General features: G+C 30.2%; 20 protein-coding genes and 1 other annotated feature (1 of these 21 only partly in view). Of the genes, 14 read left to right on the forward strand and 6 right to left on the reverse strand.

What is annotated here, in order from left to right; translation table 11 throughout:
* Positions 1-1,605, reverse strand: a sequence feature (most likely nonfunctional fraction of RNA operon) (it extends 2,886 nt beyond the left edge of the window).
* A gap of 394 nt (positions 1,606-1,999) precedes the next feature.
* Entirely contained in the window at positions 2,000-2,728 is a 729-nt protein-coding gene (locus tag GCL60_RS13385; RefSeq protein ID WP_153421180.1) for a 4-hydroxy-tetrahydrodipicolinate reductase, read from the forward strand.
* A gap of 158 nt (positions 2,729-2,886) precedes the next feature.
* Positions 2,887-3,492 carry a hypothetical protein gene (locus GCL60_RS13390; protein ID WP_153421181.1) on the forward strand — a complete coding sequence of 202 codons (606 nt, stop codon included), beginning with the start codon at positions 2,887-2,889 and terminating at the stop codon, positions 3,490-3,492.
* Here GCL60_RS13390 and GCL60_RS13395 read toward each other — a convergent pair.
* On the reverse strand, positions 3,489-4,133 hold the full coding sequence (locus GCL60_RS13395; RefSeq protein WP_153421182.1) for a hypothetical protein: 645 nt from the start codon (positions 4,131-4,133) through the stop codon (positions 3,489-3,491). The two genes, GCL60_RS13390 and GCL60_RS13395, sit on opposite strands and share 4 nt — an antisense overlap.
* Before the next feature lie 166 nt (positions 4,134-4,299).
* Between GCL60_RS13395 and GCL60_RS13400 the strand changes: the two genes are divergently transcribed.
* From GCL60_RS13400 to GCL60_RS13420, 5 genes are all read left to right on the forward strand, one after another.
* Complete coding sequence (locus GCL60_RS13400; RefSeq protein WP_153421183.1) at positions 4,300-5,103, forward strand: hypothetical protein; 804 nt, start codon at positions 4,300-4,302, stop codon at positions 5,101-5,103.
* Between the two features lie 61 nt (positions 5,104-5,164).
* Positions 5,165-6,706 carry a response regulator gene (locus GCL60_RS13405; protein ID WP_153421184.1) on the forward strand — a complete coding sequence of 514 codons (1,542 nt, stop codon included), beginning with the start codon at positions 5,165-5,167 and terminating at the stop codon, positions 6,704-6,706.
* Positions 6,707-6,739: 33 nt separating this feature from the next.
* A complete protein-coding gene (locus tag GCL60_RS13410; RefSeq protein ID WP_153421185.1) occupies positions 6,740-7,543 on the forward strand; it encodes a DUF6588 family protein in 804 nt (267 codons plus the stop codon).
* 195 nt (positions 7,544-7,738) lie between these two features.
* Positions 7,739-8,068, forward strand: a complete 330-nt coding sequence (locus GCL60_RS13415; protein WP_153421186.1) for a hypothetical protein — start codon at positions 7,739-7,741, stop codon at positions 8,066-8,068.
* A 39-nt stretch (positions 8,069-8,107) separates the two neighbouring features.
* On the forward strand, positions 8,108-10,102 hold the full coding sequence (locus GCL60_RS13420; protein WP_153421187.1) for a SpoIIE family protein phosphatase: 1,995 nt from the start codon (positions 8,108-8,110) through the stop codon (positions 10,100-10,102).
* A 40-nt stretch (positions 10,103-10,142) separates the two neighbouring features.
* On the opposite strand, the gene GCL60_RS13425 is transcribed toward GCL60_RS13420, so the two are convergent.
* The 3 genes from GCL60_RS13425 to GCL60_RS13435 all read right to left on the reverse strand — a co-directional run bounded on the left by GCL60_RS13425 (position 10,143) and on the right by GCL60_RS13435 (position 13,803).
* On the reverse strand, positions 10,143-10,799 hold the full coding sequence (locus GCL60_RS13425) for a CatB-related O-acetyltransferase (protein WP_153421188.1): 657 nt from the start codon (positions 10,797-10,799) through the stop codon (positions 10,143-10,145).
* A 153-nt stretch (positions 10,800-10,952) separates the two neighbouring features.
* The gene (locus GCL60_RS13430; protein ID WP_153421189.1) at positions 10,953-12,899 is read right to left on the reverse strand and encodes an ABC-F family ATP-binding cassette domain-containing protein; all 1,947 of its coding nucleotides are present in this window, start codon (positions 12,897-12,899) and stop codon (positions 10,953-10,955) included.
* A gap of 22 nt (positions 12,900-12,921) precedes the next feature.
* Positions 12,922-13,803, reverse strand: a complete 882-nt coding sequence (locus tag GCL60_RS13435; protein ID WP_153421190.1) for an alpha/beta fold hydrolase — start codon at positions 13,801-13,803, stop codon at positions 12,922-12,924.
* A 137-nt stretch (positions 13,804-13,940) separates the two neighbouring features.
* Here GCL60_RS13435 and flgG point away from each other — a divergent pair, with 137 nt between their 5' ends.
* From flgG to GCL60_RS13460, 5 genes are read left to right on the forward strand one after another with little or no spacing between them, the layout of a single operon-like run.
* On the forward strand, positions 13,941-14,726 hold the full coding sequence (gene flgG, locus GCL60_RS13440; protein WP_153421191.1) for a flagellar basal-body rod protein FlgG: 786 nt from the start codon (positions 13,941-13,943) through the stop codon (positions 14,724-14,726).
* A 12-nt stretch (positions 14,727-14,738) separates the two neighbouring features.
* Positions 14,739-15,518, forward strand: coding sequence for a flagella basal body P-ring formation protein FlgA (locus GCL60_RS13445; protein WP_153421192.1), 780 nt, complete (start codon positions 14,739-14,741; stop codon positions 15,516-15,518).
* Positions 15,505-16,764, forward strand: coding sequence for a hypothetical protein (locus tag GCL60_RS13450; RefSeq protein WP_153421193.1), 1,260 nt, complete (start codon positions 15,505-15,507; stop codon positions 16,762-16,764). The genes GCL60_RS13445 and GCL60_RS13450 overlap by 14 nt, the downstream gene beginning before the upstream one ends.
* A gap of 23 nt (positions 16,765-16,787) precedes the next feature.
* The gene (locus GCL60_RS13455; RefSeq protein WP_153421194.1) at positions 16,788-17,861 is read left to right on the forward strand and encodes a flagellar basal body P-ring protein FlgI; all 1,074 of its coding nucleotides are present in this window, start codon (positions 16,788-16,790) and stop codon (positions 17,859-17,861) included.
* A gap of 9 nt (positions 17,862-17,870) precedes the next feature.
* Positions 17,871-18,368 (forward strand): rod-binding protein, encoded by a 498-nt coding sequence (locus tag GCL60_RS13460; RefSeq protein ID WP_153421195.1) that lies wholly within the window; start codon positions 17,871-17,873, stop codon positions 18,366-18,368.
* Positions 18,369-18,372: 4 nt separating this feature from the next.
* Here the strand turns inward: GCL60_RS13460 and GCL60_RS13465 are convergent, their stop codons facing one another.
* Positions 18,373-19,752 carry a hypothetical protein gene (locus GCL60_RS13465; protein WP_153421196.1) on the reverse strand — a complete coding sequence of 460 codons (1,380 nt, stop codon included), beginning with the start codon at positions 19,750-19,752 and terminating at the stop codon, positions 18,373-18,375.
* An 11-nt stretch (positions 19,753-19,763) separates the two neighbouring features.
* A complete protein-coding gene (locus tag GCL60_RS13470) occupies positions 19,764-23,297 on the reverse strand; it encodes a hypothetical protein (protein ID WP_153421197.1) in 3,534 nt (1,177 codons plus the stop codon).
* A 476-nt stretch (positions 23,298-23,773) separates the two neighbouring features.
* Here GCL60_RS13470 and GCL60_RS13475 point away from each other — a divergent pair, with 476 nt between their 5' ends.
* Positions 23,774-25,198, forward strand: a complete 1,425-nt coding sequence (locus GCL60_RS13475) for a TolC family protein (protein ID WP_153421198.1) — start codon at positions 23,774-23,776, stop codon at positions 25,196-25,198.
* A gap of 11 nt (positions 25,199-25,209) precedes the next feature.
* Positions 25,210-26,112, forward strand: a complete 903-nt coding sequence (locus tag GCL60_RS13480) for an efflux RND transporter periplasmic adaptor subunit (protein WP_153421199.1) — start codon at positions 25,210-25,212, stop codon at positions 26,110-26,112.
* Positions 26,113-26,120 lie beyond the last annotated feature (8 nt).

The following is a 26,120-nucleotide window of genomic DNA, read 5'->3' on the forward strand; positions in this document are numbered from 1 at the left end:
AAAGATTACAAAAACAGAGTGCGATTCCATTGACCTAGAATAGAGCTTCTTTACAGAAGACTCAAAATTCCTAGAAAGGAGGTGATCCAGCCGCAGGTTCCCCTACGGCTACCTTGTTACGACTTAACCCCAATCATCGCACAAGCCTTGGCAGGCTGCCCCCTTGCGGTTAGCCCACCTGCTTCTGGCTTATGCAACTTTCGTGGTTTGACGGGCGGTGTGTACAAGGCCCGGGAACGTATTCACCGCAGCCTGATGATCTGCGATTACTAGAGATTCCAACTTCATGTGGTCGAGTTGCAGACCACAATCCGAACTGAGACCATGTTTTTGCGTTTGGCTCCACCTCTCGGCTTAGCTTCGCTTTGTCTTGGCCATTGTAGTACGTGTGTAGCCCTGGATGTAAGGGCCATGAGGACTTGACGTCATCCCCACCTTCCTCCGGTTTATCACCGGCAGTACCCCTATAGTTGCCAACTTAATGATGCCAAATAAGGGAAAGGGTTGCGCTCGTTGCGGGACTTAACCCAACATCTCACGACACGAGCTGACGACAGCCATGCAGCACCTGTATCCGTGTGTATTGCTACTATTACGCATCTCTGCGCTTTTCACGGTATGTCAAACCCAGGTAAGGTTCTTCGCGTTGCTTCGAATTAAACCACATACTCCACCTCTTGTGCGGGCCCCCGTCAATTCCTTTGAGTTTTAGTCTTGCGACCGTACTCCCCAGGCGGATAACTTAGCGCGTGGGCTACGGTACTGGAGGGGTCAACTCCCCCAACACCTAGTTATCATCGTTTACGGCGTGGACTACCAGGGTATCTAATCCTGTTTGCTCCCCACGCTTTCGTTCCTCAGCGTCAGTATTCGGCCAGGTGGTCGCCTTCGCCTCCGGTGTTCCTGCTGATCTCTACGGATGTCACTCCTACACCAGCAATTCCACCACCCTCTCCGAAACTCAAGAAACACAGTCTCAAATGCACGTCCCAGGTTAAGCCTGGGGATTTCACACTTGACTTGCATTCCCGCCTACGAACCCTTTACGCCCAGTAATTCCGAACAACGCTCGCACCCTTCGTATTACCGCGGCTGCTGGCACGAAGTTTGCCGGTGCTTCTTCTTTTGGTACCATCAAATTACTGCTTTATTAAAACAATAACCCTTCTTCCCAACCGAAAGAGCTTTACAACCCGAAGGCCTTCTTCACTCACGCGGCGTTGCTGCGTCAGGGTTTCCCCCATTGCGCAATATTCCCCACTGCTGCCTCCCGTAGGAGTCTGGGCCGTGTCTCAGTCCCAGTGTGGCTGATCGTCCTCTCAGACCAGCTATCCATCTTCGCCTTGGTGGGCCGTTACCCCGCCAACTAGCTAATGGAACATGGGCTCATCTTTCGGCTGCCGGCCTTGCGGTCCCGGCATTTCCAGCATCGCTGCTGCTTACGCGGTCTTAGCTACAGTTTCCCGTAGTTATCCCCCTCCAAAAGGCAGATTCCCATGCATTACTCACCCGTGCGCCACTAAGGTATTGCTACCTCCGTTCGACTTGCATGTGTTAGGCACGCCGCCAGCGTTCGTTCTGAGCCAGGATCAAACTCTTAGCTCTAATTTACTTACAGATAAGTATTTCTACCCATCCGCTTTTTTTACTATCTTGACGGTTCTTTTTACGGAACCTGATTTCTTTCCATTTCCTCTCGCGAGAAAATCTACTTAAAACCATGGAACCGCACTCTGTTTTTGCTTTCTTCTCTTGTCAAATAACTTAACCAGTATTATCGGGTTATTAAGTTCTTTCGAACTTTTTTTCCCTGCTGGTGAATGAAGTAGCTACAGAAACCAAAAACTTTTGTCAAATTTTTTAAAATATTTTTTAATAAAAAAATATTATTATATATTTTCAAATACTTATAACTGCACAACAAAGATGCTTTTCATTTCAAAACAAAAGTTATATCTTTCTGACTGATCGCGAATATCTTAATTATTAAGGATTTTTTATGCATATAGGACTTATTGGAACATCGGGAAGATTGGGAACCCTTGCGAAAGAACTTTTTAAAGAACAATCCGTCCCTTTTACACAGATCTCAAGAGAAGATCTAAAAAACATAAATAACTTCTCTGAATTGTTAAAGAATATTCAAGACGACATAATCATTTTGGATGTCAGCTTACCTACAGGAACGACAAGTTTATGCAATATTATAAATGACTTAAGCATTGAAGACTTACGTAAAGTACGTGGTGTAGTTGTAGGAACAACGGGGCATGATGAACATCAAAAAGATCTCCTTTATAAATCTTCTAAAAAAGTTCCTATTTGTCTTGTCTCTAATTTTTCAAAAGGCGTTTTTCTTTTTGAAGAGTTATTAAAGGCTAAAACAACAAAAGGGATAAGTGTTGCTGAGCTAGCTAGGGCATTAGGTTTTGACTTAGCAATGAGTGAAATTCATCATACAAAGAAGAAAGATGCTCCAAGTGGAACAGCTATAACACTTGCTGAAAGTGCTCATATCCATAAAAATCAAATTAGCTCTGTTCGAGTTGGAAAAGTTGTAGGCGAGCATATTCTATATCTTAGCAGCGACTCTGAAGCTTTAGAATTGAAACATACGGCTCATACCAGAAAATTATTTGCAGAAGGAGCTTTAGAACTTTGCAGAAATATTTTTAAACAAGCGCCAAAGCCTGGCTTTCTTAAGAAAGAAGATTATTTCATTCATTAAATAAGCCAAAGCAGGGGACTGTTGCATAAATTTTCAAGCTCATTTATATCAATGCAGGGATTCGCCCCAAAGGAAAAGCATTATAAAGTATAATTTACATTATTCTTTTTTGATGTTTATAGAGTTTTACTTAAATTAACTTTTAACTTGGTTGGAATATGGAAATCGTAATTCTTATTTTTCGCATATTATTTTTTGTTATAGGATCTCTAACAGCAATCGTATATATTCTGTTACAGTTTTACCAAAAAGTACCTAAATTAGCTTTTAATCTTGCTACTGCTGATTACATAGTTTATTCTGTTATCTCATTAATTTTTGGATTTGGAACAAACTCATACTATGGATTAGCAGCTTTTATTCCACTATTATTAATTAAATATTTATCAAATAAATTCATCACACCAGAAAAATTAAATGGTTCTGGATTTTGGATGGAAATAGACTGGAAAAAATTAACACCTCGTGGATTTGAACGTAACGTTCCAAAACATATTTTAGATGAAATGAATAAAATGTTAAACAGTACTCCTAAGGATACTCATTTTTTAATTCCAAGAATATATGCCATAATTGCAGTCCGTTTTATGCTTAGAAAAATGAAAAAAGAAAGCAGCAATATGCCAAAAGGAATTTCTGCACAGCAACAAAATATGGGGATGGAACAATTTACTGGATTGGCCCAAAATATATTAAGTCTTGCTAAAGGAAAATCTGAGAAAAAAGATCTTAATATTGGAATTTTAAAAATCACCCGCCATTAATTTGTTTCTTTAGGCAAATCAAAAATCCATTTAAACTCATTATTTTCTTTTTCTAATCCAGAAACAAATACGGTTGGAATAACATTATTTTCAGAGGATAAGTGGATTATTTTTTCAAAATAATCCGTGTAATCAGCTACTTTTTTTTCTTGAACCCATTCAATTAAAGATTCAATAGAGGTTGCTATAAGAAAAACTTTTGGACAATTTTCTTCCTGAATATTTTCAAAAAGAGTACTCATAGCATCATTTAACGTTCCTAATTGAGGTTCTGATTTTTTATGTTTATCAAAGCGATTTTCAACACAAATAGGAAGAGCAAGACTTTTTGCTAATACTTCACAAGTTTTCATGCTTCTAACGTCGCTACCAGATAATAAGAGGACTTCAGAATAAAGAGATAAAGATGCAGCGACCGCTTTTTGGAAAGAGCTTTGTTCTTTAAATGAACGCCAAAGTACATCTTCATTTAAAGATTGGGCTCTAGCTTCAAAATTATCTAAAATACGAATTTTTAGACTTTCAGATAAAAATGAAATTATTGTTTCCGCAAGAGTTTCAGCACCTTGCTCACCAGTCCGACTTAAATAGTCTGGCGCACCCATCTCAGATTGTGTAAAAAATAAAAAAAGAGACTTCATAATGTTTTTCCTTAAACTAAAAAACATGAATAGCAATAGATTTTATCTCTCGCCTCAGTCAAGCCCTTATTGTATGTTAGAAAATGTTCGATGCAAAATCACTTTTTTCATAGTTAGTTGCATCTTTCTAAAGAATTACAGGCAATAAAACCTGCGGAGTGATAAAATGCCTCTAGATATTGAAACCGATAGTACAAATAAAAATAAGATTGAATTTGAAAATCATTTTTCAGCAAGAGTTGTAGTTATTGTTTTTCCAAATGGATATAAAGTAAATAGCGAACAAGATCTATTAGAAATTAAAAATGCTTGGACAAAGAATTTGAAATCTTGGCATTCTCCCTATACATGCCTTTTTGATTTAAGAGATTTTTATATTTCTCCCGACCTCGAACCTTCGTTTGAAAAATTGATTCATTTTTTTAAAAACTTTTTTATGAGAAAAATAATTGGTTTTTGTGATGAAAATTCTGAAAAAGTAAATGTAAAATTTGAGACAGTAATTGGAATTGATAATGCTTCTGCACAAACTGGTCTTGCTAGAGGTAAAGGATTTGAAAAAAATATTACCGATTTAAGAAGTAAAATTCAAATTGATAATGATTTTAATGCACATGTTATGGAAATTACATTTATTAGTGACACTGATTTTACAACAAAAGAAGATATTGCTATCCTTAAATCTAAGCTTCAAAATATTCTCATGCTTTGGCACACACCATATAGTGTTATCTTTAATTGTGTTAACTGTACCTTTTCAGAAGAAGCAAAAAATGAATTCGTCAAAGTTGAAAGATTCTTGAAATCATTTTTTTGTAAATCAATTGTTGGATATGCACCAAAGGCAAATAAAGAAACATACCCATTTACCATGTTTCGTTCACGGCATTTAGCAGCTGGCTCATTGGAAAACAGCGGGATTGAATCCGGAGAAATAGCAAATTGCTCTACACGTAAAATTGGCACATAAATAAACAGAAAATAGAGTTATAATTAGATATCTGCTTGTTTTCAAGAAGGAGTCTAATTAAATGACTAATACAGTAACAGATAAAGAAATTCTTTTAGCTTTTATTAAAAATGCAACCCAAAAGGTGCAAGAATTAAATGGAGTTGCCACGGTTCTCCTAAAAGAGGGTGCCAGACCTGAACTTTTTGATGCCATTGCTAGATCGACTTCTGCTATAAAATCTTTTGCTTCAACATGCCACCAAAATCATATTTCTGATTTTATTACGTCAAAATTAGATTCAGAATTTGATCATATTAGACTTCAAAACCTTTCTATTACTGAAGAAATTAAAAAAAATGTTAAAGAAAATATAACTGTTTTAAAAGATCTTATTAAAAATGTTTTAAAAGAAGAATCACCGCAAGAAACAGAAGTTTCAAAGGAAGATGATGACACCTTTCATTCACTTTTAACTTCAATTGGCCAATTAAGTGTTTGGAGTTTTCATGAACTTATGAACGCGCTTGCAAAAGTTCATGGTTATACAGAAATGCTAGAGGATATCAATCAGCAAATACCTGATACAACTCCACAATTAAAAAGCGACTTAAAGACAATACAAGAAAAATTAATTTATAACACATCTCATATGACTGGAATTATTAATAGAATTAGATCTCTTAGAGGAAAAACAAAAATTAATATTAAAGAACATAATATTAGAGATGTTATTAAAAACATTCAAGATCTAACACAGCAACCGCCCAAATCTTTAAATTGGTCTTCATTACATATTCCCAGTGTTAACGTTCAATTTGACCAAATTATCTTTGAACAAATTTGGGTGCATTTATGGAAACTTTTAGGTGAATGGCAAATACCTGGTACTTTAGTTCAATCTATGTGTTTTGGTAAAATAGATTTAAATAAATCTACAAATAATCCTAAATTTAAAAATAATTTAACTATTTATATTTGGTTAGAACCTAACGGAACAGTAAAGTTTGACCCCACAACTCTTCAATATTCAACTCAAACACCGCAACCAGATTTAGCTTACGTTTTTCACTATACATCCAAAATTGCAAAGAGAATTTCTGCTGAAGTTAACTGTGCAAAAACAGCATATAACGGAGTTATATTTAGTATAACAATTCCGTGTGGAGATATAAATTTATCTGTTTCTGAATCAACGGGAAATCAAATTCCACAACCATTACATATTTTAAAAATGAAACAACAAGATAAAGCAGTAAAAAATGTCTTAATATTAGATGATGAAAAAGATTTAAGAACAATATTAAGTCTGAAAATTAACAAGATGGGCTATGCAGTCAGTGTGGCAGAAAATATTGCGGAAGCTAACAAAATATTAGATTCAAAACATATTGATTTAATTATTTCGGATCTTTTTTTAGGACAAGAAAGTGGATTAGATCTCTTAAAAACCTTAAGTATTAATGCTCCAAAAATTCCTTTTATTTTTATAACAGGAGCAAGTGAAGATGACATTTCAAAACCAATACTCGATATTTTAGCTAAGTATTCAAAAGCTTTCTTAACAAAACCAATTGCAACTCAATTACTTAAAGAAACACTTGATAAAATTATTCCACTATAATATTAATAAAATTGTTTTTTTGAAAGGAATAAAATGCAATTTTATTATAGAATTAAAAAATATTCACATATAATTAAATCATTTTTTGGTATTACATCAATCGCCATATTGACAAATGCAAATGCTGATACCAATATGAATTTTAATTTTACTTCACAAATTTCAGATGATGATTATAAAACATTAGCTAAAACGATTATTAATCCAACCCGTTTTCAATTTATGTCTTCACCCACTCCATCAGCAGGTAAAATTGTACCATTAGGTATTTCTTTAGGTGGCGGGTTAAGTTATTTATCTATTCCACAATCTACCATCGACATTATTAATAAATATACGGATTCCGCAAATAACTTTCCTTCAACAGTTTTAATTCCAAGATTTATTGGAAAAGTTGGAGTTCCATTTGGAATTGATTTTGCTGTTAATTATGCAAAAATTCCACAAAGCTCAATAGAACTTTATGGACTTGCAGCACAATATGTTTACGCTAATCCCAAAGTAGTTCCCATTACATTAGCAGTACGCGGAGGTTATACCCAAATTTCAGGATTTAGTCCTATGAGTGCAAACTCAAGTAATGCTGAACTATTATTAGGTATTCCTTTACCAATTATAAAACCTTATGTAGGAGTTGGAAATAATTGGTCAAACGCAAACACATCTATTTCATTAACTGGTACTTTATCGAATCAAACATTATCAAAAAGTGCAAATTGGTCTGAAACCTACGCCATTATAGGAGTTCAAGCAATTGCGCTAATTGGTTTGGATTTTGAAGCCCAAATATCATCATTTCAAACAATTTATAATGCTAAACTTTCTATAGAAATATAATTCAAATTTTAATTTTAACTTCTTTAAAAATTCAATATTAAAAAATTTATCCAAGTTCTCACCATAGGAAAATTTTACTCCATTAATAGAAAACCCGTTTTTCCGAAATCTTCAGGAAGCAGGATTGAATCTCAAAAATTCTTTCCGCCTTAGGAATCCAAGACGTGTTCCTGAAAATGCCATGGAGGCTTTTTTATGATTTTTTTTACGTTGCAGAAAAAATTAAGAGAACTTGTAACTTCAAAATGCACTTTATTATGGCTTGAAGGAACAAAACACGAAAGGGTTTTAAAAATTAAATTATCTGGCAATAAAGTAATTTTAACTTTAGCTAACGAAACAACAAAAGTCATTGCTTTTGATAAGTATACGTTTACATCCGTAGGATTACAGTTTTGGTTTCAAGGCAGAGCGGGGGTTTTGTATAAATGGGAACAAGTTTCTAATTTAGATCAATACAACCAATCTATTAAAGATGATTTTTTACCAGATGATGACCCGACACCACCAGATATTGCGGCTTAAATACACAATATCTAATTTAATGGTTTACTCGGAGAGATTATGAGGCTAACGGCAAAAATTCTATCATGGTTACTTGCATCTATTGTAGTTGTAATGATCATGTTTACAAGTTTAGCTATATATATGCTACAGAAAAACCTTGAAGAAGAGGCTTTTCGGTCGCACAAATTAATTTACTCATTATTTTTACCAACAATTACACGTTATCTTTGGGAATTTGATATTACAGGAATAAAAGAAACATTATCAAATATTATCGAAAATAATTATGCAAATAAAATATATATCTACGACGCTGATTCGGTTTTAGTTACATATCTTTATAAAGACAAATTGACTGGTAAAATATCAAACATTAAAGACAATAAAGTAACAGAGTCTACAAATATCATAACCCCAGATTTTAAAGACCAGTTAGACAAAAAATCGTTAACTAATGAAGATTTCTTTATTTATCAAGATAATATATTAAAAGATACTTCAAGAATTATAGGGGCAATGCAACACAAAAAAGGAACAAGTTCAAATTCATCGGTAATAGGTTACTTTGTTTTAGACTATTCAACTGATAACATTGCTGTTGCTGTTCAATCTATGATTCGTGGTGTAATTGTTCTAGCCGTTTGCATTACTGTTATGCTAGTTGTTTCTATAGGCTTATTATTAAGAAAGTCTTTAATAAATAGTATTCTAAAATTAAGCCAAGCAAGTATCAATATTACTAAAGGTAACTTTACAAAAATTGATGAACCAAAAAGAAGTAAAGACGAAATGGTTGATCTTGTTCGAAACTTTAATATGATGATAACACAAATTGAAGTCAATCAAGAAAATTTAAAATTACTTGCTGAAGAAGGAATTAAAATTTCTAGTAAGTTTGATATTAGTGATATGGCAATACAAGTATCAGACTCTTTAAATAAGATCTCTAAAATTAACATTCATACAGAGTTTTTTGTCATTTATTCTATGCTTGGTTCTACACAAGCAGAAGGATATCACGAAATGCTAAAAGCAGGTGATAGAAATTTCATTAAAGTTTCAGAAGAATTAAATGAACCACCAAATAAAAAGCGTTTTCTTATTAAAGATAGTTCTGGAAAAAATTGTATTGTCTTGCAAATTGATGATTTAAGAAGCGCTCATATGTATTCATTTACAGCTGCACAATCTATTTATAATGCTATTTTAGCTTTACAAATTAGTATCACAAACGCATTAGATAATATTCATTTTGTCGCAGAACAAAAAGAACAACAAAGACTAGTTAGCGAGCAAGAAACCGCTCGACTTGTTCAAAATAATCTCATGCCAAAATTTGAATATCGAAAAGTAGGTAATTTTGAAATTGCAAATCACTTTGAAGCGGCTACTGAATGCGCTGGTGATTGGTGGAATTATTATATTCTTCCTAATAATAAATTGCTTCTTTTATTAGGAGATGTCACTGGTCACGGAACAGCAAGTGCCATTTTAACCGCTGTTGTAAAAGGATATTGTGATTCCATTCATATTCAACCCAATATTACAGCTAATGATATATTAAGTCAGCTAGACTCTGTTGTTAGGCAAAGTGGAGATGGAAATAAAGTAATGACAATGTTTGCTGCAATATTAGATCCGAATAATGGAGTGATTGATTTTTCAAATGCAGCACACAATTTTCCTATGATGATTAAAAGGAAAAACGATAAAAAAGTTGTAGAGAAATTAGTTGCACAAGGAAGACCACTTGGATATGAGTTACTTTCTGATAATAATGAAGCTTCTTATGGCTATAAACAAAAACAAATTAAATTAGAATCGGGAGATATTTTATTTATTTTCTCTGACGGTTTGATTGAGGCTATCAATTCAAGTGGTGAAGAGTTTAGCGAAAAAAGATTAAAAAATGCACTACAAAAATATTCAGATAGTGAGGCAACAGAAATAAAAGATAATATCATTAATGACTTTAGAGAATTTATCTCTAATAAAAAACCAGATGATGATGTTACTTTTTTAATTTGCAAATACGATAAAGATGCAGCATAGTTTTCTAAAATATACTCTGAAAATTTTTAATCAAACCATTTTAAAATTTATTTTTTTGGTTCATAAAAATTTCTTTTAATGCATTAATGTCACCACTAGTGATTAAATTAAGATGATCACTAATTTTTTCTACATCCCAATCCCACCATTTTAATTCAAGCAAAAATTGAATCGTTTCTTCGCTAAATCTTTTACGAATTTCTTTAGCAGGATTACCACCTACAATGCTGTAAGGCTCTACATTTTTAGTAACAAGACTGTTTGTTCCAATAATGGCTCCATCACCTATTTTTATTCCTTGCATAATAGTAACACTATTTCCGATCCAAACATCATTTCCAATTACAGTATCACCTTTGCTCACAACATTCATAGGATCTTTTTTTGCCCAAATACCTCCAAATACTTTAAAAGGATAAGTAGAAATACCTTCCATAGCATGGTTTGATCCATTCATAATAAAACGAACGCCAGTTGCTATTTGACAAAAATTTCCAATGACAAGTTTATCACCCATAAATTCAAAGTGATAAAGGACATTTTTTTCAAAGTTATAAATATCCTCTGGGTCATCATAATAAGTATAATCACCAACAATTATATTTGGATTTTTTATGATATTTTTAAGATAAATAGTTCGTTTAACATTATTAATTGGATATAAATTATTTGGGTCAGGATATTTAAATTCACTCATAGCGCGCCTCTATTAAGGTTAACGATACCAGTTAAGAATAATAAAAACACAGGCTCATTAACACATCTTAGATCACCTTAATACTTACAAATTTTTTTCTCAACTTTAAAAATTCTCTTCTTTAAAAATAAAATTCAATTTACTAAGAAAGAGTTAAGTAAGTTTTAAAATTTGAGATTCAATTTCTAACCAAATTTCTTCATTAGCTAATAATTTATTTTTATACTTTTTAAGTTCTTTATCGAGTTCTTCAATTTTTTTATAATTACTTGGATCTTCTTTTTCTAATCTAGCTTCAAGATGTTTTATTTTCTCATTTAATTCTAAGATCTCAGATTCAATTTTTTCCTTTGAGCGTTCTAACTTTTGTTTTTCACGTTTATTGTCCTGTTGTTGTTCCCTTAGAATTTCTGCTGGCTTTTCATTTTGAATTTGAGATTCTTCCGTAAGCTTAGCCATTTCCATACTTCTATCTGGACTTAAAATATCAGGAAAACCAGACAGTGGGGCAAGTCGTTCGTAATCATCAAGTTTACCTTCAAATAAAGCAAAACGACCATCGTTAGTCATAGCAAATACGTGTGTACAAATTGAATCAATAAAACTTCTATCGTGACTTACAAATAATACAGTACCTTCATATTCTTCAATGGCGCTTGCTAAAATTTCAGCACTAGACATATCTAAGTGGTTTGTAGGCTCATCTAATAAAAGAAAATTTGCTTGTTGTAAAAGTAAACAAGCTAAACCAACACGGCTTTTTTCTCCTCCAGAAAGTACACCTACATTTTTAAAAACATCATCTCCTCGAAATAAAAAGCTTCCTAATAAATTTCTTGCTCTTTTTTCGCCAACATCATCCGAAATACCCATAACATTATCAAGAATAGTTTTCTTTTCATCTAAAATATCTAATTGATCCTGAGCAAAAAATGCTAAAGAAACATTGTGACCTAGTTCAAAACCACCATTAATAGCGTTTATTTTACTTGCAATTGTCTTTAAGAAAGTTGATTTTCCTATTCCGTTTGGTCCAATAATTGCAATTTTTTGTCCTCTTAAAACATTTAATTTAATGTCTTTAGAAAGAATTGAATTATAACCAATACTCATAGCTTCAATTTTTAAAACTTCCTTACCACTAGCCGTTACCTTAGGTAAAGTGAACGAAATTTCGTCAACGGAGTCATCAATATCAAAGCTACCTTCAAGCTCTTTCATACGATCAAGCATTTTCATTCTACTTTGCGCTTGTTTTGCTTTAGATGCTTTTGCTTTAAAGCGATCAACGAAACGTTGAATTTCATCGGCACGTTTTTTATGCCTTTCATAAGCAGCTGTTTCTAATTCAAGGCGTTGTTCTCTTTGTTCTAAAAATGAATCAAAGTTACCTTTATATGGCGTAAATTTTCCATTAAATAAATGCAAAGTTATTGTTGATAATCTGTTTAATAAAGCTCTATCATGAGAAACAAATAAAAGTGTTCCTTTAAAGCTTTGTAAGAATTTTTCAACCCAAATTAAACTAGGAAGATCGAGATGGTTTGTAGGCTCATCTAAAACTAAAAAGTCGGGATCGTTTAAAAAAACTCTCGCAAGTTCTAGACGCATACGCCATCCACCCGAAAGCTGTTTCGGATGTTTATTTAATTGAGAACCTAAAAATCCTAAACCAACTAATATTCCTTTAGCACGTGCCTCAAGAGCATATCCACCAGCTTCTCGAAAAGCATCTTCAATTTTTTCAAATTTTTTATGAACTTCTTCGTTGTAATTAGTTTCCATTTCAACAAGAATATCATCTAATTGGCGTTTTAATTCTTTTAATTTTAAAGCCCCATCAACACACTCTTCTAGAATAGTTGGCTTTGGGTTTGAATTGGGTTCCTGAGGTAAATACCCCAAATTCACTTTTGCTGGTTTTAAGATTTGACCCGAATCTGCTTCTTCAATCGCACAAATAATGTTTAATAAAGTGGACTTTCCTGCCCCATTTGGTCCTACTAAAGCCACTCTTTCTCCATCTGGAAAATGATATGACGAGTTTTGAAAAAGTACTTTCTTTCCATAAGCTTTGCTTAAATTTTCGATCCGGATCATTTCCTAATTTCCATTTCTTTTTTCAATTTCTTTTTTCTGTCCATTGGATTAAATCAGATAGAGCTTGAGAGCGAAATTGCTCCGTTTCATTGAAGATTTCATGCCCAGCCCCCTGAATCACTTTGAAAGTGCTATCATTATGAGAGAAATAAGGCACGCACTTTTTCGTCACGTCCAAACGAACAAGTTTGTCATCAGCAGCCGCTACAATTGTAACGGGAGCACTTATTAAACGAATTGCTTGGATGATCTTTTTTTCTTCAACAGCACCCAAAAAAGTATTCCCCATTCTTGCTGTAATCATTTTTAATATAAGAGAATCTTCGCGTGCTGCATTATTATTTTCATCATTATTTGAAAGATTTTCTGGTGGAATTCCTATGGGAGCGACAATTTGCGGAAGAAACTTTGCTACTTTATCAGCTAAAAAGCGCTTCCAAGCTGGAATAGATTGTTTCACACCATAACAAGGTGAGCTTAAAAATATGGGGGGACAAGAATCTGCTAAATGAGCTGCAGCATAAGTAACAAGTAAAGAACCAAAACTATGTCCCATTAATCCAAAAAATGAATTTTTTTGTTTCGTTAAGCCAAGCAATTGTTTTACATGATTTGTCATAAATATCACATCTAAAACCATAGCATGTAAATTTTCTGCGTCACCACGTGATGGCCCTGACTTTCCATGGCCTCTAATGTCAAAAATAGCGAAGGCAAGATTTTTTGCACATACAGCTTTAGCAACATGTGGATATCTGCCACTATGTTCACCAAATCCATGCACGGCAAGAACAACCCCATCTAATTTTGACTCAGAAAAATCTTTTTTGGCGGGTGTATAAACACGAAAGAAAAGTTCATTTCCATCAAAACTTTTTATATTTTCAGCACGTTCTTGAAACATACATAAGTCTCCTTGCTTCAAATTTTCCTACAGCATTTCAGATAGCTGCAATGTTTTCACATAACTTTCAGACTAAAACAAATTATCCTTCAATAAGAATTCAAAATTCTTTTGAAGGATCGAAAAAGGAGGCTTTTATGCTGCGTAGTTTAAACACAGCCGCAACAGGTATGGATTCACAGCAGAGGCTTATTGATACATTGTCAAACAATATGGCAAACGTGAACACAATAGGTTTTAAAGCCAGTAGAGCTTATTTTCATGATTTACTTTATCAAAATATTAGAGCACCTGGTTTGCAAACAACAACAGGAGTGATTGCGCCAAGTGGTATTCAAATTGGAAATGGTTCAAAAATCGTTTCAGTAGAAAAATCATTTGATGAAGGCGCAATTAAGATAACAAATAAAGATACAGACATGGCAATCATGGGAAAAGGATTTTTCCGAATTCAGTTGCCAGATGGAACAATAGGCTATTCCAGAGACGGAACATTCCGCAGAAGTGCTGATGGAAGAATTGTTACCTCAGAAGGATTACCTTTGATACCTGAAATTGTAATTCCACAAAATACATTGCATTTAAACATTGGTATAGATGGTATTGTTACAGCTAAAGTAAGCGGAGAACAAGAGCCACGAAATTTAGGTCAAATCCAACTTGCCAATTTTATAAATCCAGCGGGTCTCAATTCTATGGGGCGAAACTTGTATACAGTAACACCTGCATCTGGAGAGCCTATTGTTTCAATTCCAGGAGAAAATGGATTAGGAAACATAGACCAAGGTGAACTTGAAACAAGTAACGTTAATATTGTTGAAGAAATGGTACAACTTATTGTTGGACAAAGAGCATATGAATTAAATAGTAAAGTGATTAAAACGGGCGATGAAATGCTCGCATCAACAAATCAAATGAAATAATGGGATATTTAGATGATACTTTCTCCTCCACAAGTTTATGTCGAATATAAAGACCTTTCCAAGGATGAAGGTATTGCTGAAATTCAAAAGGATTTTATAGTTCAAATTATAAAATTAAATAAACAAAACGATACCATTGTAATTGACAAAATAATAGACTCAAATAACGATAATCTTTTTATAGCACATTGCATACAATGTAATTTACCAAACTTATCTTTTAATGAAATAATTCCATCTACTATTAAAAGAAACAAAAGTAATTTTAGCTCAGAGTATATTTTTGATATTAAAAATGACTCTAATAGTAAAATCACCTGGAAAATCCAACTCATTGAAAAGAAAAAAATATATTATCTTGCAGCCAAGCAAAACATATCAATAAATTCAATTTTAAATGAAAAAGATATAGATGTTCTTTCGTGCTCAACAGAAGAATCTAAATGCAATCCGAATCATTTTTACTTAAGTAACAAAGAAGCAGAAAATTCAATTTTAAATTTCAAAAATAAAAAATCTTCAAATCAAATCCGTGTTGGCCAAGAAATCGATCCTAAATGGCTTTCCCAAGAAATTCTAATCCATGCTGGTGAAAAAACAAAAGTAACTTATTCTCCGAATCGTTCTTTAATCATTCAAACATTTGGAAAATCTCTTTCAAATGCTGGACGAGGAGAAACAATTCGTGTTCAAATAAGCGACTGGTTCGATAAGAGTTCTGTTTTGCATCCAACAGGGATTATTGAAGGAATCGTAATAGCTCCTGGTGAGGTTGAATATGCAACCAAATAGTAAGTATACAAAATATAAACAAGTTTTAGATGAGATTAATCTCCAAGAAGAAGATGGATATGTAGAGTCAATCAAAAACAAGTTACATTATGAAACAAAAAGAGTAAATAAATTCCTAGAAGAAAGAGAAACAAAATCAAAAAAGAATGAAAAATTTTCAATAGTAGAAAAGTACCTTAATTCTGTTGAATACGCATTTGACAAAGGAAACAGCACAGGAAAAAAGGTATCACATGCACTCGATAATATTCCTGAACCTACTTCTAAAAAAATTGTTGTACGTTTAACAATTTGTTTTGTATTTATTGCCTTAGTTATCTTTTTTACAAGTTGCCGTGCTCATGCTCAAGTGACTTCCCCAAATGCAGTAAATAATCCTTTACCAATCCCAAAATTAAATGAAATGACAGATCAAAATATAATGAGACAAGATAAAAATGAGCGTTCCGAAAGTCAGAAAGAGCAAGAACGTTTATTTATAAAAAGAGAAAGTCTTCAAATAAAACATAAAGAACCAGGATCGCCATCGGGAAGTATTTGGGCAGACTCTTCGCAACCAAAATCTCTAGCAACTGAATATCAACCAACAAGAACAGGTGAAGTGATTACAGTAACAATTCCTGACGATCTTCAGTACAAACCTTCCACAGAACAAAGTGCTAATGGAACAACTGGACAAAAATTTGATCCTGTTAAATCTTTGAAATTTGAAATTGTTGGATTTGAACCTGGTGGTGATGTTTATTTAAGAGGCACTAAAACCTATGTAAATGAATCAGGTGAACAAAGATCAATTATGGTTATGGCAAAAATGCCTCAAAGAAGCTTAAATAAATTTGAAGTGGATGCAAAAGATCTTACTCAAGTAGCTGTTAATAGCGTCATAAATGGAGCAGCATCTGACTATTCATCTGCAGGTTGGGATATTACAACGTCAAGAAAGGTTTCTGGATTTGCACCCGATCTTAATTCAGCAATTGCGTCTCTTGATGGCCAAAAGAAAGAATTAGATACACAACAAAAAGCATTAAAAGATCAACAAAAAGCATTAACAGAAGAAGCGGATAGACTCAAAAAAGATAGAAATAGATTAAATGCTGAAACAGCTCAAGCAAAACAATTATTAGACTCAGCTACAATTATGGATCCTCCTGCAGAAGATGGAAAAGAAAATAAATCTGGCGGTGGAAAAACACAAAATAGCAACAACCAAAATGCGAGCAATGCAAAAAAACCAAGTAATTAAATTATAGTAAAAAGGAATTTACCTTGATTAAAAGGAATTTGAATTTAGCTATAAAAATATTATTCACATCTCTTTTCTTTACTTTAGGAAATACCATCGCTGCAGAAGAAATTGAGCTTCCTGTTCGTATCAAAGATCTTGTTGAATTTAGAGGTGTTCGATCAAACCAATTAACAGGACTAGGAATTGTTGTTGGTTTACAAGGGACAGGCGATAGCAAATCAAGTATTGCTACAAATAAAGCAGCTGCTTCCGTTATGAACCGACTTGGTATGGCTATCACTCCGAATGAAGTAATTACAAAAAATATTGCTGTTGTTGTCGTAACGGCCGAGTTACCTCCTTTTGCAAGAATAGGAGATAAATTGGATATTCGAATCTCAAGTATTGGAGACTGCCAAAGTTTAGAAGGTGGTACCTTATTGTTAACAAGTTTAAGCGCAGCAGATAGCCAAGTTTATGCAACAGCACAAGGAAGTATTAGCCAAGGAACTTCCATGGCGGGAAATGAAGGTGGTGCGGGACAACCTGCAAAAAGTACAACACCTAAAACAGTTTCATTATCACTAAGTGGAATTGTTGAAAAAGAATTTTTATCTACCTTTATGAGTAATAATAATGTTGAATTAAGTTTAAAAAATGCAGATTTTACAACAGCAAGCAGAATAGCTAAAGCTTTAAATGATTTTTTTGGTGAGTTTATTGCAGACCCTGTTAATAGTGGTTTAATTTCAGTTAAAATACCAAGAACAGTTGCTAGAAATAATCCTAGCTATAATCCTGTAACCTTTATGTCTATTTTAGAGCAAATTAAAGTAACACCAGATTCAAAAGCTTTAATTGTAATTAATGAAAGAACAGGAACAATTATATCAGGAAATAATGTAGTTATTGAACCCGTGGCTATTAGTCATGGACGACTTGAAATTCAAATTGGTAAAAAAACAAATAAAGTAAGTGAAATACCAACTTCAACTACAATTGGAGAATTGGTTCGCGCTCTAAACACGCTAGGAGCAGGCCCTAAAGATGTCGTTTCCATTATTCAAACACTTGAAAGTGCCAAAGCATTAAGAGCTCAAATAAAACTTATGTAAAGGATTAAAATGAGAATTAACTTAATTGATAATGCACCATTAAATAAAAGCAATGAGTATTTAAGACCCGATGAAAAAATAAATACTCAAAAAACAGATGATAAAAATAAAAATCCAAAACTACTTCAAAAAGTTAAAGATGCTGAAAATGTAGCAAAAGAGTTTGAAACAATTTATTTAGACATGATGTTAAAAAGCATGAGACAAACATCTAAACCAGAAGATGAAAGTAATGCTCATGACATTTTTCAAGGGATGCTGGACGGTGAATATACAAAATTAATGGCAGATTCACAGAGCTTTGGAATTCGCGATCTAATTTTAAATTGGATGAAAGAAAATGATCCTTCCTTAAATCCAAATTTAAAAACACTTGAAGACTCAAAGACAGATATCAACGGCAAAAAAGACTTATTAAATGCAAAAAAAATGATCGATTCCATGAAAAATGATTCATATATGTCTAAAATGGCAATCGAACAATATAAAATAGAGATGAACAAATAAATTATTATTTATATGTTATTTGTCCATTCATATCTACATAAGCAACAATATTACTTTGTTTATTTACCTTACCACCAAAACCTTCATATACCAAAGTGGTATCTAACGGTAAGTGAAATTTTGGATAAACAATATCCTTTATTTCCTTATGAGAATCGAATATTTGTCTTGATGATGAAACAATGGTTTTATAATAATCAAAGCCAGAATCTTTTTGAGAAATTCTTGTTGGAACAAAATAAATAATGGCTATAACACTAATAATTTGAATGAAGTATTTTAAATTTTTTGGAAAAATAAAATAATGATAAGCCAAAATAAGTGGAGATAAACTTAAAGGAAATACACTTGATAAAAGTAAATAGTCAGATCGAGTCGCTGGTGGAAGACTAGAATAGCAATGATAACTTATCAAAATAAATAAAAATGAAAATTTTGTTAACGATGTTCTAGCTTCTTTTTTAAATATAAATACAAATAATAAATATAAATAAACTAAAATAAAAGGATATAATTTAGATTGTTTAAACAGAATATTAAAGGAAGCTTCAAAAATAAAAAGAAAACCCTGACCGTAGGCTCCTTGAAATAAGAAAAATCTCTCAAAAGCCTTTGAAGTCCCTCGATTATAATCATTTATAACATTAAGATTTTGATACAAATGTATTAAATGAGGAATTTGTAAAATAAAAATTAAAATAATAATATACAAAACAAATTTTATTTTTAAATTTTTACCATTTGTTTTTAAAAAAACAAAGAGAAACGAAGCAAAGACAAAGAATAAAGCAGGTGAATGACACTGAACTGAAAACCAAGTAATTATAACATAAAGAATAAATATCATTCTATTTTGATTTGTGAATCCATTATCAAAAATTTTAAATAATATACCCATTCCAAAAGAAAAATTGACAAAAGCTGCAGCTAAATTTGGATTCCAAGAGGTAGATCCTATCGAAGATATTATTGGACTTGTAATATATAAAATGAAAATCCCAAAAATAAAAATGATTGAAGAATAAAAATTTTTGCTAAAAACATAAAACAAGAATGAATATGATAATGCGCTTATAAAACCCATTCCATAAACTGCAGTATGAGGTAAATAGTTAAAAAATGGACCTATATAATGATAAATAAAATGCAAAATCCAATAAAATATGGGTCCAAATGAGGTACCTCCCGTTGCAATTTGAGTTCCTGTTAGATTCAAACTTGAGTTACTCGCAATTCGCCAATCCCTCGTTTGATCATAAAACATTGCATAATGATTATTTATGCCATTAATGAAAGAAATATAAGCAAAAATAAATATAGAAAAAGACAAAAATAATATAATTATATTTTTTCTGTTGCCCTCATTTTTAAAACTACTGAACATAAAATCCCTTTTTATAAATTTGAAACAAACAAACCATTTTCTGTTGCTAAGTAGAAAGACAATGAAACGCTCTGTGAATTTGAAAAATTTATATAAATATCGTTTATTTTTTCAGCACCGAGCCCACTCTCTTCTCCTAGCACTTTGAAAGATTCGCCTCCATCCTCTGAAATTGCAATACCGTCATCTGTAGCAAGATAAAGCATGGATCCAAATTTTTGAATAGAGTTAATATGATTCATCTTTATATTAAAATCAGAAACTTGGTATTTTTTTAAATATTTATCATTATTATAAAAAACAAATAATCCATTATCTGTTCCCACATATAAATTTTCGTTGTCAAAATATAGAGATAGTATTTTTTGATCTTTTATTATATTTTTATAAACTTCAATATAATTTTGCTCATCTTCAGATTTAAATAATTTTCCATCATTTGTGACAAAATAAATTGTATTATGAAGTGAGTATATTTTTTTTGTACTTAATGAATTTAATTTTTTAATATTCCCATTGTTCAATAATTCAAATACGCCATCATTTGATGATAATAATATTCTATTTTTATAATTTGTCACATGATTATAAAAGCGATTATCTAAACTAATATCAAAAAAATTATCATTATCATGCGAAACAAATAATCCTTTATTGGTAGCTAGATATATAGAATCGCCAAAAGGAAAGATAAAATGACTTTTTATATTATTTTTACTTAAATTAATACGATTAAAATTTTTTCCATTATCAATCGATAAAATCAATTGGTTGTTATTTATAGAAAATATTTTATTTTTATTTACAATAACTTGAGATACATCTTTCAAATTTATTGAACGAGAACTATTTAATTTTAATTCTAAAAAATTTGTTATATAATCATAAATATTAACTAAATACAAACCATCACTTTTCATTATATAAAATATATTTCCTAAAAGTTTAATTGTTAGTACTTCCTCATTATTATATAAATCTAATTTCTGAAAATTCCCATTAAATATACTTTCAGAAAACCAAATACCATTTTGAGTGGCTAAATAAATTGAGTTATTTTTTACAAAAAATGAGTTTATATTTTTAGGAAGATTTGTTTTTATTTTAATAAAATTTATTTCTTTTAGCAAAGAATTTTGATCATTCACAAATAAAAATGATTTATATATGTTTTTATCAGTTAATAAATATAAAGCATTATTATCAAAATACATATCAATAATATTTTCTTTCAATCTATAATTAAATTCGGATTCATTACTTAAGTTTAAATGTCTTAATTCATATGGATTTTCAAGTTTTGATAATATAATATTTTTTTCTGTAATAAAAAATATTAATTCATTTGCCTCTATTACTGACTTGATGTTAAAATTTGAGAAAGTATTAATATGTTTAAAATTTAATGATTCAGATTTTAATAATTGTGAATTTTCTGCAAACCAGACCCCTCTGTTAGGTGAGTTTTTAACTATAGCATATATATTAGAATCATAAGCTTTCATTTGGTAAATTTCTTTTAAATTTGGTGTCATATTTATTTTATTAAAATCATTCTTTCCAAATAAATCAGAATAATATAAACTATTTTCTTCGCCATTGTTAAAAAGAAATAATCTATCTTCTTTAATAAAAAAATCACTTTTAAAGATTTGCTGAGAATCACTTATCAATTTATTCTCTATTTTACTGCTTCTATTAAATTCATAATAATCAACGCCATTAGTTTTAGTTCCATAGATACTACCACCATCAATTGTAATACCAACAAATTTATCATCTAAATTTTGATTTGAAAATATTTTTTTTGTTTCATTATTTTTACCATTATTAATTTGATAAATACCATTTTTAAACTTACAAGTTTTATTTTCACAAATTGTAACAACATATATTGAATCATCATAAACTTTTAAATCATATATATCATTAATATTAAAATTTAATTTTTCACCTCCATAAATAACATCTAATGGAATAAATTCATTTCTTAAATAATTTGATGAAAATTCACTTAATATTTTATTTGTATAAAATAAACCTTTATTCGTACCAATTAGTATTTTGTTTTTCACTAATGCGATATTTTTTATAAATATGTCTTCGTCAGTGTTGATTATGTTAATATTAAAAATTTCAAAATTTTCTTTATTTATTGAGTTAGCATAATAAATAGTTTTATCTTTAATTATAAAAATTTCATTATTAAATACAAAAACATCGCCAAATTTTTTAAAAATCTCTTTTGTATTTTTATCATGGATATTTAATTCTTTAATATTTTCATGATTTCCATTTTCAAAATAAAAAGCTCCATTTTGGTTTGTTACTAAATATAATAAATCACCATTACTAGATATTCCATGAAAATCAATATAATTTCTCATTTTATTTACTACTTTAAAATTATAATTATTTTCATTTAATTCTGCGTAGTATAGCCCTCCTCTTTCATCATTAATATTATTATTATTAAATGCTATAACATAAACTTTATTACCAGATTTAGCCATTCCTCTAATTTCAAGATTATGAGGAAGGCCACTTACTTTTACGAAATTATTATTTGTTTTTTTATTTGAGTAATATAAGCCTTTTTGGTTTTGATAAAAATTTGCTGCAAAAATAGTATTGTCAAAGTGGTATAATCTATATATATATATATCATCTAATATTTTAGAATTATAATTAAAAGTAGATTCAATTTCAACGTTTTTATTAGTGCCTTTAATTTTAGCTAATTCATTATTATATTTATAATTTGCACTTATTTTTAAATTTTTATTAGAAACATCTCTTGCAGTTAATAAAAAATCAGCAAAACAATTTTGAGATGGCGATAATAAATTAGTGCAAGTGTTATTAAAAACGAGATCATTTGAAAAACCTAAAATAGAAATAGGAGATGTACCCGTATTTGTAAAATTATATCTTTTTACTATAGAATCACCATAATTCATATTTATTTTATCCAAATTATTCTGAGCTTCTGCTTTTAGATCAACTTTTATTTTTTCTATTTTTTTATTGACTCCAATTACAGATTTTGATTTCATAAAAAATATCTCAATAATTGATTTATCTTCTGAAAGTCTTATATTAGAATAAATATAGTTATTCCTATTTTTCAGTTCTAAGTTATAATTAAAAAAATTATTTTTCAAAATTGTGTCTTCACTTCCATTTGGTATATAAATATATTCAACATTACTTAAATTTTTTAATGAAATTTTTGTAAAATGCAATTCACAGGCTTTGTCATCTTTTTTAAAAACCAAACGATTTTTTATTTTTTTATTATTATTTATATTAGAACTAATTCTCCAAATTTCTTTATTATTTCTTCCCAAACATTTAACATATTTTCCTTCTAAAATAAGTTCATTTAGAAATAAAGAACTATTACTATTTATACTTTTTAGTATATTAATGTTTGGGTATAAAAGTTCATCTGAATTGTTTAATTCAATATAACTTGAATTATCTTGCCTAGAACATGCTGTTAAAATTAAGAAATATATAAAGAACAAAATAAAATTTCTCATTTTATAAACTCCTTTTAAAAATGATAAAGTTGAAATAAATATATTTTTTTTTACTATTATAAATTATTACTAATTTCATTTTAAATGAAATTGTCTTTGAAACCCTCTTAAATTAAGAAATTTACTGACTTCATCAAATGCATTATCTGATTCAATTAATTTTTGCAAGAAATAAATATTCAATATGAAATTTTATTCAATAATAAAATGTTATAATTACAATCAAATATAATAATAATTTCATTAATAATAAAATCCATAACCAAGTTAAATTAAAATATTTTAAAAAAAATGGTAAGTTTATATTAATTTAAATTTGATATTTGATTTTTAAGCAAGTTATGATTTTATTTATCTTCAATAAAAATATTTTTTAATTCTATATCATTTTTTTTTATTTAATTTTATAATTCTCGTTGAATATTTTTATACTTTCTTTAAATTAAATGAGCAATTAAGCTGGAGAAGAAATTAAAATGGCTAGCTACAAGAACCCCAAAAAAATATTTATCCTTTTTTTAAAAATAAATTTTATTAAAACTCTAATTATATTATTTAATTTAATATCAAATTTTAATGCATTTGGACAAGAGAGTTTAAATTTTAAAACAACAAAAGAAAATAGTATGATCAAAATAGACATTGAAAACGCAATGAAAATGACTCAAAATCAATCAGACAATCTAAAAGCTTCTCAAGCAAATTTATCCTCAACTGAATACGAAGAAAAAGCAACAGCAAGAGGCTTATTACCAAATCTATCTGCTACAAGTAACATTACTTGGAATGAAGGAAATTCAGACTCCGAAAGTTTCACGTTTCCACAAAATGCACCAAGCTCTTCGTCAAATGCAACTCTTACTTTAACTCAGCCTATTTTAGGTGTTATTCCAATTTTTCATCAATTAAATCAAAAAGAAATTACCACAAAAATTAATAAATTACTTGTTTCACAAACAAAAATACAATCTGCTCTATTAGGCGCAACCTATTTTTTAAATGCTCAATTAGCTTCCCAACAATTATCTATTGCAAATGCAACAATAGAAACTGTAAAAAAATCTAAATCAGATGCTGAAGTGTTGTACCAAACAGGAAGCATATACAAAGATGACTATTTGAGAATTCTACTTCAATATTCTCAAACGACTCAGGAAGTAAATAATGCAAAATCGCAATTAGATATAGCCTTATTTTCACTTTCCCAAGCTATTGGCGTTTCAAATTTTAACCAAATTCAGCTTGTTTCAAATGAAAAATCATCTTGGGAAATTAAAAATCCTAAAATACCTTCATTAGAAGATGCAAAAAAAATTGCGCTGAAAAATAATCAAAGCATTCTCATAGCAAAAGAAAATATAAAATATGCTGAGGTAACTAAAACTTTAAATTTAGATAATTATTTACCATCAATTAATGCTTTTATTAGTTATACAAAAAATATTAATCCTTCCTCCTCAACAAATAGTTCCAATTCTTTATCAAGCTCTGATAACTATGTAAGCTATGGTTTACAAATGAGTTGGAATTTATGGGACTGGGGTATTAGAAATAACCAAGATAACTCATTAAATGAAAAAGTTGTAGCGCAAAAATATCTTGAAAAAAATCAAAAAGAACAAATTTTAAATCAAGTATTTCAAAATTATAGTACAATTCAAAATAATATAAGTTCTGTTTCATTAGCGAAAGATGCTGCTCAAACAGCTGAAGAGGCATATAAATTGGTTTCATATCGTTTTTTAAATGGCCAAGTTGCAGCACTTGATCTTGTCACTTCGCAACAATCTTTAACAACAGCAAAAGCTTCACTGGCACAAGCAAGGTTTAATTTGGATCTTGCCTGGTTAACTTTTCAAGCAACTCTTGGCCTTTACCCAAGCTTATCCAAATTAGATTGAAAGGAAATAACATGAAATATAAAATTATAATTATATCGCTATTTATAGGTTTAATTCTATTTCAAGCTTGTAAAAGAAAAGAAGTAGCAGAACTTCCTCCAGAAATAAACTTCAATAAAAAGCAAGAATTAAAAATCAATGAACAAAATGAACAAAATTTAAAACAGATAAATCCTGCCGAAAAGAAACATATTATTAATTTAAACAATGAAGTCATTTTAAATCAATTACCAGCAACAGTATATGGAACAAATACAAGTCAATTAAGTTTTAGAGTGAACGGATTTATTTATTCAATTTTAGCTAAAAATGGACAATATGTTAAAAAGGGTCAAGTAATTGCTAAATTAGATAATTCTATTTTTTCAGAACAACTTAAATTAGCACAATACAATCTTGAACAAGCAAAAAATTCTGAAAAATTCGCATTACTTTCATTGAAAAGAACCCAAACATTAAATCAAAAACAAGCAACAACACAAATTGCCCTTGAACAAGCAGAATCAAATTATTTAAATTCACAAATTGCTGTTAAATTAGCTGATACTCAACTTAAAATTGCTCAAATAAATTTTAATGATACTTCACTTATAGCTCCATTTTCAGGTTATATTTTTAATTTAACCTCATGGATAGGCAATTATGTTTCAGCTACTTCACCTATTGTAACTTTAGCTTCACTTGAAAATCTGCAAATACAATTATTAATTCCACAAACGATTGAAAATAATTTCAAAGTTGGACAAAAATTTCCATTTAAATCAACAAATCAAAAAAATAAAGGAATTTTTACTATCACAAACATTATTCCTTATATCGATCAAAACAACAAATCTTATTTGATAATAGGAGTCCCAAGTAATACAGAAAAGCAACTTATGTCAGGTGAATTAATTTTAATACAATTAAAATAAGGAAATAA

Origin of the sequence: Silvanigrella paludirubra (assembly GCF_009208775.1) — a bacterium.
Classification (GTDB): Bacteria; Bdellovibrionota_B; Oligoflexia; order Silvanigrellales; family Silvanigrellaceae; genus Silvanigrella; species Silvanigrella paludirubra.